At 27.8% G+C, this 16,417-nt stretch carries 16 protein-coding genes and 1 riboswitch; of the genes, 15 read left to right on the top strand and 1 reads right to left on the bottom strand.

Translation table 11 applies throughout. From position 1 onward, the window contains the following. The first annotated feature begins 1 nt into the window (after position 1). From der to CLTHE_RS00405, 6 genes are all read left to right on the top strand, one after another. Positions 2-1,318 (top strand): ribosome biogenesis GTPase Der, encoded by a 1,317-nt coding sequence (der, locus tag CLTHE_RS00430; RefSeq protein WP_002597459.1) that lies wholly within the window; start codon positions 2-4, stop codon positions 1,316-1,318. Between the two features lie 2 nt (positions 1,319-1,320). Beyond that, positions 1,321-2,313 (top strand): NAD(P)H-dependent glycerol-3-phosphate dehydrogenase, encoded by a 993-nt coding sequence (locus CLTHE_RS00425; protein ID WP_080021512.1) that lies wholly within the window; start codon positions 1,321-1,323, stop codon positions 2,311-2,313. 294 nt (positions 2,314-2,607) lie between these two features. Further along, a complete protein-coding gene (gene spoIVA, locus CLTHE_RS00420; RefSeq protein WP_002597461.1) occupies positions 2,608-4,086 on the top strand; it encodes a stage IV sporulation protein A in 1,479 nt (492 codons plus the stop codon). A gap of 159 nt (positions 4,087-4,245) precedes the next feature. Further along, positions 4,246-4,641, top strand: a complete 396-nt coding sequence (locus CLTHE_RS00415) for a PBECR3 domain-containing polyvalent protein (RefSeq protein ID WP_080021511.1) — start codon at positions 4,246-4,248, stop codon at positions 4,639-4,641. 115 nt (positions 4,642-4,756) lie between these two features. Continuing rightward, positions 4,757-5,752 (top strand): asparaginase, encoded by a 996-nt coding sequence (locus tag CLTHE_RS00410; RefSeq protein ID WP_002597463.1) that lies wholly within the window; start codon positions 4,757-4,759, stop codon positions 5,750-5,752. Positions 5,753-5,846: 94 nt separating this feature from the next. Further along, positions 5,847-5,944, top strand: a riboswitch (purine riboswitch). A gap of 68 nt (positions 5,945-6,012) precedes the next feature. Beyond that, positions 6,013-7,374 carry an NCS2 family permease gene (locus CLTHE_RS00405; protein ID WP_080021510.1) on the top strand — a complete coding sequence of 454 codons (1,362 nt, stop codon included), beginning with the start codon at positions 6,013-6,015 and terminating at the stop codon, positions 7,372-7,374. A 70-nt stretch (positions 7,375-7,444) separates the two neighbouring features. Here the strand turns inward: CLTHE_RS00405 and CLTHE_RS00400 are convergent, their stop codons facing one another. Next, a complete protein-coding gene (locus CLTHE_RS00400) occupies positions 7,445-7,951 on the bottom strand; it encodes a 2'-5' RNA ligase family protein (protein ID WP_207651181.1) in 507 nt (168 codons plus the stop codon). 284 nt (positions 7,952-8,235) lie between these two features. Here CLTHE_RS00400 and CLTHE_RS00395 point away from each other — a divergent pair, with 284 nt between their 5' ends. The 9 genes from CLTHE_RS00395 to rsmB all read left to right on the top strand — a co-directional run bounded on the left by CLTHE_RS00395 (position 8,236) and on the right by rsmB (position 16,412). Further along, positions 8,236-9,117 (top strand): YicC/YloC family endoribonuclease, encoded by an 882-nt coding sequence (locus CLTHE_RS00395; RefSeq protein WP_080021508.1) that lies wholly within the window; start codon positions 8,236-8,238, stop codon positions 9,115-9,117. 13 nt (positions 9,118-9,130) lie between these two features. Next, positions 9,131-9,400 (top strand): extracellular matrix/biofilm regulator RemA, encoded by a 270-nt coding sequence (gene remA, locus CLTHE_RS00390; protein ID WP_002597467.1) that lies wholly within the window; start codon positions 9,131-9,133, stop codon positions 9,398-9,400. Then, on the top strand, positions 9,400-10,029 hold the full coding sequence (gmk, locus tag CLTHE_RS00385; protein ID WP_002597468.1) for a guanylate kinase: 630 nt from the start codon (positions 9,400-9,402) through the stop codon (positions 10,027-10,029). Before remA ends, gmk begins: the two co-directional genes overlap by 1 nt. Further along, entirely contained in the window at positions 10,010-10,222 is a 213-nt protein-coding gene (gene rpoZ / locus CLTHE_RS00380) for a DNA-directed RNA polymerase subunit omega (protein ID WP_002597469.1), read from the top strand. The genes gmk and rpoZ overlap by 20 nt, the downstream gene beginning before the upstream one ends. A 6-nt stretch (positions 10,223-10,228) precedes the next feature. Then, a complete protein-coding gene (gene coaBC, locus CLTHE_RS00375) occupies positions 10,229-11,413 on the top strand; it encodes a bifunctional phosphopantothenoylcysteine decarboxylase/phosphopantothenate--cysteine ligase CoaBC (protein WP_080021507.1) in 1,185 nt (394 codons plus the stop codon). 71 nt (positions 11,414-11,484) lie between these two features. Next, a complete protein-coding gene (gene priA / locus CLTHE_RS00370) occupies positions 11,485-13,674 on the top strand; it encodes a primosomal protein N' (RefSeq protein WP_080021506.1) in 2,190 nt (729 codons plus the stop codon). Between the two features lie 11 nt (positions 13,675-13,685). Further along, a complete protein-coding gene (gene def / locus CLTHE_RS00365; protein WP_080021505.1) occupies positions 13,686-14,129 on the top strand; it encodes a peptide deformylase in 444 nt (147 codons plus the stop codon). A gap of 12 nt (positions 14,130-14,141) precedes the next feature. Next, on the top strand, positions 14,142-15,071 hold the full coding sequence (fmt, locus tag CLTHE_RS00360) for a methionyl-tRNA formyltransferase (protein ID WP_080021504.1): 930 nt from the start codon (positions 14,142-14,144) through the stop codon (positions 15,069-15,071). 21 nt (positions 15,072-15,092) lie between these two features. Further along, positions 15,093-16,412, top strand: coding sequence for a 16S rRNA (cytosine(967)-C(5))-methyltransferase RsmB (gene rsmB, locus CLTHE_RS00355; protein ID WP_080021503.1), 1,320 nt, complete (start codon positions 15,093-15,095; stop codon positions 16,410-16,412). Positions 16,413-16,417 lie beyond the last annotated feature (5 nt).

Here is a 16,417-nt window from a genome sequence, read left to right as displayed (position 1 = left end):
AATGGGTAAGCAAATAGTTGCTATAGTAGGGAGACCAAATGTAGGTAAATCTACTTTATTTAATAGATTAGCTGGAAAAAGAATTTCTATAGTTGAAGATACACCAGGAGTTACAAGAGATAGAGTTTACGCACAAGCTGAATGGCTAAATTATAATTTTACAATGATAGATACAGGAGGAATAGAGCCTGAAAGAGATGATATTATTGTAAAGCAAATGAGAAGACAAGCAAATATAGCTATAGAAACTGCAGATGTTATAGTATTTATTGTTGATGGTAAAGAAGGAATAACAGCAGCAGATGAAGAAGTTGCTACAATGCTTAGAAAAAGTAAAAAGCCAGTAGTACTTGTTGTAAATAAAGTTGATTCATTAAAAGAAGAAGAAAATGCATGGGAGTTCTACAACTTAGGAATTGGAGAACCAATAACTATATCAGCATCTCAAGGATTAGGACTTGGAGATATGCTTGATAGAGTAGTAGAGGGCTTTGATAAAGAAGCAATGGAAGAAGAAGAGGATGATTACATAAGAATAGCTATGATTGGTAAACCAAATGTAGGTAAATCATCACTTATAAATAGACTTCTAGGAGAAGAAAGAGTTATAGTATCAAATGTTCCAGGAACAACAAGAGATGCTATAGATAGTTATTTAGAAACAGAAGACGGTAAATTTATTTTAATAGATACAGCCGGATTAAGAAGAAAAAGTAAAGTAAAAGAAGAAATAGAAAGATATAGTGTTGTTAGAACTTATGCAGCTATAGAAAGAGCAGATGTTTGTATTCTTATGATAGATGCAGAAGAAGGAGTAACAGAACAAGATGAAAAAATAATAGGTTATGCTCATGAAATGAGAAAAGCTATTATGGTTGTAGTTAATAAGTGGGATCTTATAGAAAAAGATGATAAAACTCTTGATAAATACAAAAAGGATCTTCAAAGTAAATTAAAATTCTTAAGCTATGCTGAATATTTATTTATTTCAGCTTTAACAGGACAAAGAAGTCACAAAGTTTTAGAAGTAGCTAAGAAATGTTATGATAATTATTCAAAGAGAATATCAACAGGTATTTTAAATGATGTAGTAAGTAGAGCTGTCTTAATGAAAGAGCCACCAGTGGTTGGAATTAAGAGAATGAAAATTTACTATGCAACTCAAGTTGCAACTAAACCACCAAAATTTATATTCTTTGTTAATGATCCAAGTGCATCACACTTCTCATATCAAAGATATTTAGAAAATCAATTAAGAGAAAGTTTTGACTTTGAAGGAACTGGTATACAGATAGAGTATAGAGAAAGGAAGTTATAACTATGAGTAAAGTTGGATTTATAGGTGGAGGAAGTTTTGGTACTGCCCTTGCAATGCAACTAGCCAAAAAAGGAAACGAAGTAGTAATATATGACAGAAATTCAGAGGTTTGTGAGGATATAAATAAAAATAGAAAGAATGATAAATATATAAAAGGTCTTTCTATTCCAGAAAATATTAAAGCGACTTTAAATATTGAAGAAGCAATTAAAGATGTAAAATATCTTGTATTAGCTGTTCCTTCACACGTTATAAGAAGTATAGCAAAAAGCATAAGTGGAAAAATTGATAAAAATGTAATAGTTATATCTATTGCTAAAGGTATTGAACCTGAAACAAATAAAAGACTATCAGAAGTTATAGAAGAAGAATTAAATAATCCAGTAGTAATATTATCAGGACCAAGTCATGCAGAGGAAGTTGCAATAGAACTTCCTACAACTCTTGTATCAACTTCAAATGACATGAAATATGCAGAAGAAGTTCAAGAATTATTTATGACATCCTCTTTAAGAATATATACTAATGATGATATTATAGGTGTTGAAATAGGTGGAGCAGTTAAAAATATAATTGCTCTTGCAGCAGGAATTGGAGATGGAGTAGGTTACGGAGATAATTCTAAAGCTGCTCTAATGACAAGAGGAATGAAAGAAATCTCAAGAGTTGGAGTAGCTCTTGGAGGAAAAGAAGAAACTTTTTATGGACTAACAGGTATGGGAGACTTAATAGTTACTTGTACATCTCTTCATTCAAGAAACAGAAGAGCAGGAATACTTATAGGAAAAGGTAAATCATTAGATGAAGCTTTAAAAGAAGTAGGAATGGTAGTAGAAGGAGTTAAAGCATGTAAGGCATTTCATGAACTAAATAGAAGAATAAATGTTAGCATGCCTATAACAGAAGGATTATATAGTATCTTATTTGAAAATAAAAATCCAGAACAAGTAGTTTGTGAACTTATGGGAAGAGAAAAGAAAAGTGAAGTTCATTAAATATAGAGGAAACTATGTAAAGTAAAATTTACATAGTTTTTTTTAAATAAAAAAAGATTTTTTTAGTTTGTTAATTTAAACATTACATTTATTTATTTTATGAAAAGAATACATAATTAAAAAAATTAATATTTAAAATATAAAAATAGGAATTTATTCTATATATGAACATATTAATAGAGTATAAACATATATATTTTAAAAAATAATCGTTTAAACATATAAAAATTAGTATATAAATGAAACTTTTAGAATATATATATATTGTCAAAAATTACTTAGGAGGGTAAGGACTTGGATAGCTTTAAAATTTATAAAGATATAGCTGAAAGAACCCAAGGAGACATATATGTAGGAGTTGTGGGGCCTGTTAGAACTGGAAAATCAACTTTTATTAAAAAATTTATGGATCTTATGGTAATACCAAAGATAGACAACACATTTAAAAAGGAAAGAGCAAAAGATGAACTACCACAAAGTGGATCAGGAAAGATGATACACACAACAGAGCCAAAGTTTGTACCAAATGAAGCAATAGAAATAGGTATAGATGATGATGTAAAATTCAAAGTAAGAATGGTTGACTGTGTAGGATATATTGTAAAAGAAGCTTTAGGATACTTAGATGGAGAGGAAGCCAAAATGGTTAATACTCCATGGTATGATTATGAAATTCCATTTGAAGATGCAGCAGAAATTGGAACAAGAAAAGTCATAACAGATCATTCAACTATAGGATTAGTAGTTACTACTGATGGAAGTATAACAGGACTTGAAAGAGAAGACTATATAGAAGCAGAAGAAAGAGTTATAGCAGAGCTTCAAGCTATAAATAAACCTTTTGTAGTAATATTAAATAGCTCTAGAGCAAGTTCCCAAGAAACACTAGATATGCAAAAAGAAATGGAGAAGAAATATAATGTTTCTGTAAAACCTATGGACATTTCTAATATGAAAGAAGAAGATGTAGAAGAATTATTCAAACAAGTACTTAAAGAATTCCCTGTAAAGGAAGTAAATATTAATATACCAGAATGGCTTGAAAATTTAGAATCAGATCACTGGTTAAAAACAGATTTCTTTAACATAATAAAGGGAATGAGCAAAAACATATCAAAAATAAGAGATATAAAAATTTCATTAGATCTTTTATCAAATGAAGAAAATTTAGGTGAAGCTAAAATTAAGGAAATAGATTTAGGAGTTGGAACTGCAAATGTAGTTATGAAGCCTAAAGAAGGAATATTCTATAGAGTATTAAGTGAAATGTGTGAATTAGAAATAGATTCTGAAACAAATCTTTTAAGTATGGTTAAAGAGTTAAATCATGCTAAAAAAGAATATGATAAAGTTAAAGATGCTTTAAGGGATGTTAATGAGACAGGCTATGGATTAGTTGCTCCACAACTTAAAGAAATGAAATTTGAAGAGCCAGAAATAGTTAAACATGGTGGACAATATGGAGTAAAATTAAAAGCTAGTGCTCCTTCATTACACTTTATAAAAGCTAATATTCAAACTGAAATAAGTCCTATAATGGGATCAGAAAAAGAATCAGAAGATTTAGTAAAATCTCTTTTAGAACAATTTGAAAATGATCCAGCAACACTTTGGCAAAGTAATATGCTAGGTAAGTCTTTAGAAGTTTTAGTTAAAGAGGGACTTCAAAAGAAACTTTATAAAATGCCAGAAGATGTTCAAGTTAAGATCCAAAAAACCCTTCAAAAAATTATTAATGAAGGAAATGGCGGATTAATTTGTATAATCCTATAAAAGTATAAATTTAAAAGGTATAAACCATAATTAGGTTTATACCTTTTTTAATAATATAGTCAATTATTTAATAATATAATCAATTATAAAGTTTATTAATATAATAAATTAGGGGAAATTATTTTTATGTGAATATAAATCTAAGGCTTGGTGAAGTTTATGGAAAAGAAGTATAATGCATATAAAAAGATTGGAAGAATTAATAAAGATTTATTAAAAGATTTAAATTTGGATTTTAATGGTGATGTTTATATTGATGAAAGTGTTGTAAGGCATATAAAAAAGAGGCACGGAAAACAATTAACAAAACATGTAAAAGAAAATATAAAGATAATAATAGAAAGAATTATTAAAAATCCTGACTATATAGGCATAAATAGATATAAAAATAATATTTCCCTAAAGTTAGTTAAAAAAATAGATGCACAAGTTATGGTAATCTTAGATTTTGATTATGAAAATGAATATATGTATGTGGCAACTATGTATCCATTAATAAAAGAGAAACTCAACACAAAAATATTAACTGGAGTATTAAAAACAATTAGTGGATAAAAAAAAAGAAAAATTATATAATATACGAAGAAAAGTTTATTTTTGAGATGAGAGAATGCTTCTTAAATCCTAAACTTATAAAATTGGAAACTAAGGATAATAAGGAGGAATAATAATGAAAAAAGTAGCAGTTATATTTAATGGTGGAACTATATCTATGAAGGTAGATGAAAGAATAAAAGCAGCAGTTCCAAGTCTTAGTGGAGAAGAAATAATGGCAATGGTAACAGGTATTGAAGGACATGCAGAAATTGAAAATTATAGTTTTTCAAGTTTACCATCACCACATGTAACTCCAAGTATAATGTTAGAGTTAGCAAAATATACACAAAATATAGTAGATAGAGAAGATATTGATGGAGTAGTAATAACTCATGGTACAGATACTTTAGAAGAAACAGCATATTTTTTAGATATAGCAGTTAAAACTAAAAAACCTATTGTTGTAACAGGAGCTATGAGAAGTTGCTCAGAATTAGGATATGATGGACCATTTAATCTTGCTACTTCTATATGTACAGCAATTTCAGATGAAGCTAAAAATAGAGGAGTTATAGTTTGTTTTAATGGGGAATTAAATGATGCAAGAGAAGTTACAAAAGCTAACTCAATGGCGTTAAATGCCTTTAGAACTCCTAATTTTGGACCAGTAGGAATAGTAGATAACAATAATGTTATCTTTTATAGAAAAGGGAAAAAAGGATTTAAAAGTTGTCCTAAGAGCATAGAAAAAGATGTAGCACTTATAAAATGTGTTTCAGGAATGGACTCTTCATATATAGACTATTCTTTAGAAAAAGGAATAGGAGGAATAGTAATAGAAGCTATGGGAAGAGGAAATATACCTCCTGAAATGGTAAGTGGAGTTAAAAATGCTTTAGATAAAAATATTCCTGTTGTAATAGTTTCAAGATGTTTTGAAGGAAGAGTGTTTGATTCATACGGATATGAAGGTGGAGGAAAACATTTAAGAAATATGGGGGTTATTTTTGGAGATAATATGCCAGGACAAAAAGCAAGAATAAAACTTTTAATAGCTATTAATTCAGGAATTAAAAATGATGAATTAATGGATATATTTGAACATGGGTTATATGAACATAATATATAAACGAATAAAAATGAGTTATTCAAAATTAATATTCGAAATAAAGGTGTAAAATTTAATTAAAAAGATTGACATCATTCGTAAATTGAGTTAATATTATATTAACAAATGGATAACTCATATAAGGCAATAATATGGTTTGCCGTTTCTACTAGATACCAATAATATCTAACTATGAGATTAAGCTTAGAGAATATATCTAAGGTTGTTATGAGTTTTCTAAAGTCATAACAACCTTATTTTATTTCAGGGAGGAATATGGGATGAATAATAAGAAATCATTTTTTGAAATTTTAGACAATAAGAATGTTGATTTCAGAAAAGAAATTATTGCAGGGATAACTACTTTTTTAACTATGGCGTATATTATAGCAGTAAATCCGAATATTCTTGGTGATACAGGAATGGACAAAGGTGCATTAGTTACAGCTACTTGTCTTGCAGCTGGATTTGCTACAATACTTATGGGAGCATTTGCAAATTTGCCATTTGCTTTAGCATCTGGAATGGGGTTAAATGCATTTTTTGCATATACAGTGGTATTAAAAGATCAAATACCATGGCAAGTAGCTTTAACAGCAGTATTTTTAGAAGGAATTATATTTATTTTAATGTCAGCTTTTAAAATGAGAGAAGCAGTAGTGAAAGCTATACCAATGAATATGAAATTTGCAGTTACAGCTGGAATTGGGTTATTTATAGCATTTATAGGACTTACTGGTGGTGGATTAGTTGTAAAAAATGATTCAACTCTTGTATCAATAGGAGATTTTACAAGTCCAACAGTATTAGTAGCATTACTTGGAATATTAATAATAGCAGTTTTAGATAAAAGAAATGTAAAGGGAGCAATTCTTATAGGAATAGTTGCTTCAACTGTTGCAGCTTGGATATATGCAATGTTTAATCCAGAATATGCAGCAAGTCTTGGAATATATTTACCAGAAGGAATAATTAAATTCGAAAGTATAGCACCAATAGCAGGACAATTAAGATTAGATTATCTTTTAAATCCACAAGCTATATGGCCAATAATAACAATAGTTTTCACTTTCTTATTTGTTGATTTCTTTGACACTATAGGAACATTAGTAGGAGTTTCATCAAGAGCAGGAATGTTAGATGAAGAAGGAAATGTACCAAATGCAGGAAAAGCACTTATGGTTGATGCAATAGGAACTACAGCAGGAGCTTTAATGGGAGTTTCTACAGTAACTACTTTTGTTGAAAGTTCAACAGGAGTTGCAGCAGGTGGAAGAACAGGTTGGACATCTATTACAACAGGATTATTATTCTTAGCAGCAATGTTTTTCTCTCCAATATTTGTAGCAATTCCAGCGTGTGCAACAGCACCAGCTCTAATATATGTTGGATTCTTAATGCTTGGAGCAGCTAAAAATATAGATTTTGATGAAATAACAGAAGGATTCCCAGCATTCTTAACAATAGCAGGAATGCCTTTAATGTATAGTATTGGTGATGGTTTAACAATTGGAGTTTTAGCATATGTATTTATAAACATATTCTATAATATTTTCTTTGCTAAAAAGGAAGAAAAGAAAAAAATATCAGGAGTAATGATTGTACTAGCTATAATATTTATAATTAAATTATTTTTCTTATAAATAATAAAATAACTTAAAGGATTTATAATTCTTTAAGTTATTTTTATTTTTTTCCATTTTATTATTATTGTTATTTTAATAAAATATTTGATTCTATAATTGAATCTTCATTTTGATCTATTATTTCAACAGTAATTTCAGTAACTATAGTTTTGAAAGTATCATTAATATTTTTTGTGTTATTAATTGCTATCTCATAATCTTCTTTATTTTTAAAAGAACCTACAGTTATATGAGGCGAAAAATTTCCTTCACTTAACCAAGATGGATAATAATCTTTCAATATTCCAGTATAAAGTCTTTTATGCAAATCTATAATATTTTCTATTCCTTTTTCAATATTAAGAAATAAATATAATCCAAAACAATTAACTGGAGTAATACCTTTTAAAATAATTTCAAAAGGAGAGATATCTTTTATAACAGAAGAAATATGACTTTCTAAATCAATTTTTTCTATATTACTTTCAAAGGGAAAAACTAATGTTATATGGGGTGCTACATGATTAGATAGTGGGTCATATTTTTCTCTTATTTTGTTTATTATATCCAAATTATTAAATTTGGGAAAAATCATGATACAACGTTTTTTCAAATAAAATCACATCCTTATATAAATTTAGTTAGAGATAATTATACAATATAATACATAAAATGTAAATAAATTCAAATATGATATTTGAAATATAAAAATTAAAAAAGTAATAATATAAATTGATAAATAAATATAAATTTAAATATGAATTTTATATAGGAAATAAAAAATAAAAACAAATGTAAACTTTTTGTTAACAAACCATTGACTTTACTGTTAGACTAAAATAATATTTATTTATACTTCATAGCAAAGGAGGGGTATGAGTGACTAGAAGCATGACTAGCTTTGGAAGAGCGAGAAGTGAAGAAGGTAATGAAAAAGTATTTTCTGTTGAAATGAAAAGTGTAAATCATAGATACTTAGATATAAGTATAAGAATGCCTAAATGGATGTTACCTTTAGAAGAAAAGATAAGAAATCAGATAAGCAGTAAGCTAAATAGGGGAAAAGTAGATATTTTCATTAATCTTAAAAGTTATTCTAAATCTAATAATGCTGTTCAATTAGATAAAGAACTTGCTAGAAATTATTATAATTGCTTAGAAGAGATGGCTGATATGTTAGGGATAGAAAATGATATAACAGTAGCAAAGCTAAGTAGATTTCCAGATGTAATAAGTGTAGTTGAAAAAGAAGAAGATTTAGAAGAAACATATAAAGAAATAGAAATTCTCATTGATAAATCTCTAAATTTAATGTTAGAAATGAGAGAAAGAGAAGGAAATAAATTAAGAGAAGATATACTAGCTAAGCTTAATATAATAGAACACTCAGTATTAGACATAGAAAAAATAGCTGATACAATTCCAGAAGTTTATAAACAAAAGTTAGAAGAAAGAATAAAAGTATTAACTGATGGAAGTGAAGTTGATCAAACTAGATTAGCTATGGAAGTTGCTATGTTTGCTGATAAAGCAACTATAGATGAAGAAATAATAAGACTTAAAAGCCATCTTATACAAATGAGAAGTACGTTAAGTCTTAATGAATCTATTGGTAGAAAGTTAGATTTTATTGTTCAAGAAATGAATAGAGAAGCAAATACAATTGCTTCAAAATCAAGTAGTATAGAAATAACAAATATTGTTATTGAAATAAAAAATATAATTGAAAAAATAAGAGAACAAATTCAAAATATTGAATAATAGGAGGAATATAATGGGTATAAAATTAATAAATATTGGTTTTGGAAACATAGTTTCTGCCAATAGATTAGTAGCAATAGTAAGTCCTGAATCAGCGCCTATAAAAAGAATAATTCAAGAGGCTAGAGATAGAGGAATGCTAATTGATGCAACTTATGGAAGAAGAACTAGAGCAGTTATAATAACAGATAGTGATCATGTAATATTATCTGCAGTTCAACCAGAAACTGTAGCACATAGACTATCAAGCAAAGATGATCATGATGATGAGGTAGATGAATAATGAAAAAAGGCGTTTTACTAGTTATATCTGGTCCTTCAGGAGCAGGTAAAGGAACTATATGCAAAGCGTTACTTAAAAAACGTAATGATTTACATATTTCAGTTTCTGCAACTACAAGAAGTCCAAGAGCCGGAGAAATAGATGGTGTAAACTATCATTTCTTAACTAAAGAGACTTTTGAAGAAAAAATAAAGAATAATGAATTTCTTGAATATGCAGAAGTTTATGGTAACTATTATGGAACACCTAAAACAGACGTACAAAAATTATTAAACAATGGAAAAAATGTTATATTAGAAATAGATATACAAGGTGCTTTAAAAGTTAAAGAAAATTGTGAAGACGGTATATTTATATTTATTCTTCCTCCTTCAATGGAAGAATTAAAACAAAGAATCATTAATAGAGGAAGTGAAACACCAGAATCATTAATGACAAGATTTAAGTCAGCTTACAAAGAAATAAATTATATTTCAAAATATAATTATGCAGTTGTAAATGACGAAGTTGATTTAGCTGTTGAAAAAATAGAAGCTATAATAACAACTGAAAAATGTAGAGTAGATAGAATAAAAGATAAAATATTAGATTCTAAGGAGGGTTTTATACATGAGCAACTCTATGATTAATCCATCAATCGTTGAACTTTTAGAAAAGGTAGATGACAGATACACATTAGTAACAGTAACTTCAAAGAGAGCAAGACAAATAATAGGTGGAAGTAAGCCATTAAGTGATGTAAAATCAGTTAAGCCTTTAACTATAGCAATAAATGAAGTTAATGAAGGAAAATTTGATTTCGAACTTCCAGAGGAAAAGTAAGATATTATGTATGAAGATAAGTGTGTTGTAATTGGGGTTACTGGGGGAATTGCAGTATATAAAGCACTAGATGTAATAAGTGCTTTAAGAAAAAAAGGCATTAAAACAAAAGTTATAATGACAGAATCTGCAACTAAATTTGTAACACCTTTAACATTTCAATCTATAAGTCAAAATATGGTTATAACTGATATGTTTGCTGAGCCAAAAGCTTGGGAAATACAACATATTAGTTTAGCACAAGAAGCTGATATAATGTTAATTGCACCTGCTACAGCAAATGTAATAGGAAAAGTAGCAAATGGAATAGCAGATGATATGTTAACAACAACAATAATGGCAACTAAAGCAAAAGTTATATTTTCTCCAGCTATGAATACTAATATGTATGAAAATCCAATAGTTCAAGAAAATATAGAAAAATTAAAAAGACTTGGTTATGAATTTATAGAGCCTGATAGTGGAAGACTTGCTTGTGGAGATATAGGTAAAGGAAAATTACCTAAGCCAGAAGTTATAGTTGATGAAGTTCTTAAAAATTTATATCCAAAGAAAGACCTTTTAGGTAAGAAAGTCTTAGTTACAGCTGGACCAACTAAAGCACCTATAGATCCAGTTAGATATATTACAAATAGATCTACTGGTAAAATGGGATATGCAATTGCAACTGAAGCTAGGGATAGAGGAGCAGAAGTAACTCTTGTATCAGGAGCAGACTTTCTTGAATGTCCTAAGGGAATAGAATTAATAAATGTTCAAACTAACTCAGAAATGAGAGAAGAAGTTTTAAAACATTATAAAAATTCAGATATAGTTATAAAGTCAGCAGCAGTTGCTGATTATAAGCCTAAAAACTATAGCAAAGAAAAAATTAAAAAAACTGGAGATGATTTAAAACTAGAGCTAGAAAGAGATAATGATATCTTATTAGAGCTAGGAAAATTAAAGAAAAATCAAATCTTAGTTGGATTTGCTGCTGAAAGTAATTCATTATTAGAAAACGCTAATAAGAAACTTAAAAATAAGAATCTTGATTTTATAGTAGCTAATGATATAACATCTAAAGAAACAGGTTTTGGTTCAGATAATAATAAAGTATTTATTATTTCAAAAAATGGAAAAGTAGATGAATTAGATACTATGAGTAAAAGAGATGTAGCAAGAAGTATATTTGATAATATATTAGAATAATATTATTTTTAAGAAAGCGCTCATTAGCGCTTTCTTATTATATTTTTTAGAAGGGTGGTTTATTTAGAACAATGGAGCTTTATGCAGAGATAATAATAAATAGTGAAGCAATAGAAATAGATAGACCATTTACATATAAAGTTAAAGAGGATATGGCTGATAAAATTCAAATTGGACATAGGGTTAGAGTATCTTTTGGAAGTATAAAAGGCTATCTTCAAGGCTATGTAATAGGACTTAGTACAGAGTTTAATGGGAATTATAAATTAAAATCAATAAATAAAATTTTAGATGAAGAGCCAATTTTAAGAAGAGAAGATATTTTAACTATAGACTTTTTAAGGGAAAGAACTCTTTGTAAATATATTGATGCAATAAGACTTTTAGTTCCTACTGGAATAACAAGAGGAGTAAAAGAGAAGAAAAAAACTGTTATAACACTAGGAAGAGAATTAGATAGTACTTTTAAAGAAAAAGAATCATATAAAGAATTATATTCATTTATAAAAAACAATGAAGGACTAACTAAAAGTGAAATAAAAAATAAAGGATTTTCTACTTATATATTAAATAATTCTATAAAAAATGGATTTTTAAAAACAGAAGAAGAAACAGTTTACAGATATAATGATAGAATTTATGAAAAAGATGAAGAAAAAGTTTTAACAGAAGAACAAAAAAATGCATTAGATATTATAGAGAATACAAATAAAAAAGGAATATTACTTCATGGAGTAACAGGTTCAGGAAAAACAGAAATATATATGAATCTTGTTAGAAAAACTTTAGATAGTGGAAAAGAAGCAATAATCCTAGTCCCTGAAATTTCTCTAACTCCGCAAATGATAGAAAGATTTAAAAGTAGGTTTGGTAAAGAAGTAGGTCTTTATCATAGTAGACTTTCAGAAGGTGAAAGATTTGATGAATGGAATAGAGTAAGAGATGGAAAGTGTAAGCTTATAATAGGAGCTAGAAGTGCTTTATTTCTTCCAATGAACAATTTAGGATTAATAATAGTAGATGAGGAACATGAAAGTTCATATAAATCAGAAACAAATCCTAAATATCAGACAAGAGAAGTTTGTGAATATTTAAGTTATATGTATGATTGTAAATATATATTAGGATCCGCAACGCCTTCTATTGAATCTTATGCAGATGCATTAGTAGATAAATTGCAATTAGTTGAATTAAAAAATAGAGTACATGAAAAAAAACTTCCTCAAATGAATATAGTGGATATGAGAGAAGAACTAAAAGTGAAAAATCTTTCTATGTTTAGTAGAAAATTATATAAAGAAATTAAACTTGCATTAGAAAATAAAAAACAAATAATATTATTTCTAAATAGAAAAGGATATTCAACATTTATATCATGTAGAAGCTGTGGATATGTTTTTAAATGTCCTAAATGTGATATATCAATGGTATATCATAAAGAAGGCTATTTGACATGTAATTATTGTGGAATGGTAAAAAAAGAAGTAAAAACTTGTCCTAAATGTAGTAGTAAATATGTTAAGTTCTTTGGAGCTGGTACAGAAAAAGTAGAGTCCGAGGTTAAAAGATATTTTAAAGAGGCAAGAATATTAAGAATGGATAGAGATACTACTAAAAATAAAGGTTCTTATGAAGAAATATACAATTCATTTAAAAAAGGTGAAGCAGATATATTAATAGGAACACAAATGATAACTAAAGGGCATGATTTTAAAAATGTACATTTAGTTGGGATTATGGCTGCAGATATGTCAGCAAATATACCAGATTATAGAGCTGGAGAAAGAACTTTTCAGCTTATAACGCAAGTTGCTGGAAGAGCAGGTAGAGGAGAGGAAAGAGGAGTTGTAGTAGTTCAAACATATAATCCTGAAAATTCATATATACAATATGCAAAGGACGGAAATTATAAAAAAATGTTTAAGGAAGAACTCACTATAAGAAAATTGATGAATTACCCTCCATTTGGTAGAATAGTATATATTAAAGGCATATCTAAAGATGAAGAAAAATTAAATGTTTTTATGAAAAAACTTTATTTAGAAATAAAAAAAGAAAATTTAGAAAATATAGATATACTAGGACCAAGTAAATGTATTATTGGGAAAGTAAGAGATTTTTTTAGATATCAAATAATAATAAAAGGAAAGATAGGATACAAAGAAATTCTAAATTTAAAAGAAAATCTTTATAAATTAAATAAGAGTGTTTATAATGATATAAGAATTAGTATAGATATCAATCCAAACAATTTATTGTAGGAGGAATAGAAATGGCAATAAGAAATATAAGAAAAAAAGGTGAAGAGGTATTAAGAAAAAAAAGTAAAATAGTTGAAAATATAGATAATAGAACTATAACTTTAATAGAAGATATGATTGATACAATGTATGAAGCTGATGGAGTTGGTCTTGCAGCACCACAAGTTGGAATACTTAAAAGAATATTCGTTATTGATGTATATGATGGAGAGGGAGCAAGAGTATTTATAAATCCAGAAATACTAGAATCAAGTGGAAGTCAAATAGGAGAAGAAGGATGTCTTAGCGCACCTGGTGAATTTGGAGAAGTTGAAAGACCGAATTATGTAAAAGTAAAGGCATTAAATGAAAATGGAGAAGAATTTGTTTTAGAAGCACAAGAATTATTAGCAAGAGCTATATTCCATGAATATGACCACTTAGACGGAATTATATTCTTAGATAAAGTTAAGTAGGAGGAAAGAATATTGAAAATAGTTTTTATGGGAACTCCAGATTTTGCAGTTCCTTCACTTGAAAGATTAATAGATGAGTATGGTGTTTGTGCAGTATTTACACAACCAGATAAGAAAAAAGGTAGAGGAAAAAAATTAGGATTTTCTGAAGTAAAAGAAGTTGCAGTAAAACATAATATAGAAGTTTTTCAACCAGTAAAACTTAAAGATGATAGAGAAATGATTGAAAAACTTAAGGAAATGAATCCTGATTTTATAGTAGTTGTAGCCTTTGGACAAATTTTAACTAAAGAAGTTCTTGATATACCTAAATATGGCTGTATAAATTTACATGGTTCAATTTTACCAATGTATAGAGGAGCAGCGCCTATAAATTGGGCTATTATAAATGGAGAAAAGAAATCAGGAAATACAACAATGCTTATGGATGTAGGGGTAGATACTGGAGATATGCTTTTAAAAGATGAAGTAGAAATATCAGAATCCATGACAGCTGGTGAGCTTTATGATATTTTAAAAGAAAGAGGAGCAGAACTTTTAGTTAAGACAATAGAAGGTCTTAAAGATGGAAGTATAAAGCCAGAAAAGCAAAGCGATGAAACTTTCTATGCAAAAATGCTAAATAAAGAAACTGGAAGAATAGATTTTAATAAAAGTGCATTAGAAATTCATAACTTAGTAAGAGGATTAAACCCTTGGCCTGTTGCACATACAAAATATAAAGAAGAAAATATGAAAGTTTATCAAACAGAGGTTTTTACAAATGAAGGTGAAAATGAGGATTTTGGTAAAATAGAAAAAGTATCAAAAGAAGGAATACTTGTAAAAGCAAAGATTGGGAAAATTTTAATTAAAAAAATACAATTCCCAAATGGTAAGCCTTTAACAATTGAACAGTATATAAATGGTCATAGCATAGAAATTGGTGAAATTTTAGGATAAAGATGAAAGACGAGGTATTTTATGAATAGCAGAAGCATAGCTATAAAGGTATTGAATAGAGTTTTATTAGAAGGAGCATATTCTAATATAGCCTTATCTAAAGAATTAGATTCAAGTAATCTAAATAGCAAAGATAAAGGGTTAGTTACTGAAATTGTCTATGGAACATTAAGACGAAAAAGAACGTTAGATCTTATAATAGGATCTTTTGTTAGAGATATAAGTATAATGGATAAAAGAATATTAAATATTCTTAGAGCGGCTATATATCAATTAAGATTTTTAGATAAAATTCCAAGTTATGCTGCTTGTAATGAAGCTGTTGAAGAAGCTAAGAAAATTTCTTTAAAAAGTTCTAAGTTAGTAAATGGTATATTAAGAAATTACCTTAAGAAAGAAGGAAAAGTAAATATAAAATTTTCTAATAAACTATATAAATTAGCTTATGATTATTCATTTGAACCATGGCTTGTAAGATTATTTATTTCACAATATGGAGAAAATAAAGCTATAAAAATAATGAAGGGGTTAAATAGTACTCCAAGTATAACTCTTAGAGTTAATTCTTTAAAAGGTGATTATGATTCTGTATTAGAAGAGTTAGAAAGATTAGGATATAATGTTGAAGAAGGTTCTATATCTCCTGATGCAATAGTTATAAAAGGTGGAAGTGCTATAGAAGCTAATGAATTATTTAATGAAGGAAAATGTACAGTTCAAGATGAAAGTGCAATGCTTGTAGCTCCAGTTTTAGATTTAGAAAAAGAGGATACTGTACTTGATATATGTAGTGCACCAGGAGGAAAAACAACTCATATAGGTGAAATATTAGAAAATACAGGGAAAGTATTAGCTTTTGATTTACATGAAAATAAACTAAGTTTAATAAAAGAAAATTGTGATAGACTTGGTGTTAAGAATGTAGAACTTTCTCAAATGGATGGAACTATATTAAATGAAAAATTAATAAATATAGGTGATAAAGTTTTAATTGATGTTCCATGTTCAGGTTTAGGAATAATAAGAAGAAAACCTGAAATTAAATGGAATAAAAATAAAGATGATTTGAAAAGTTTAATTAAAATTCAAAGAGAAATTATGAAAAATTCATGGCAATACTTGAAAAGCGGTGGAGTTATGGTATATTCTACTTGTACATTAAATAGAGAGGAAAATGAAGAAAATATAAGATGGTTCTTAAAATCTTATGAAGATGCTAAGTTGGATACTGTATTTATTGGAAAAGGGGAAAATATAGAGTATACTGAGGATGGAATGGTGACTATATTACCAAACAAAAATATGGATGGATTTTTCATAGCAAAGCTAAAGAAAATATAAAGGTG

It is taken from the genome of Clostridium thermobutyricum DSM 4928, from assembly GCF_002050515.1.
Lineage (GTDB): Bacteria > Bacillota > Clostridia > Clostridiales > Clostridiaceae > Clostridium > Clostridium thermobutyricum.
The sequence above is the reverse complement of the archived record's forward strand: the minus strand, read 5'-3'. Positions and strand labels throughout refer to the sequence as shown.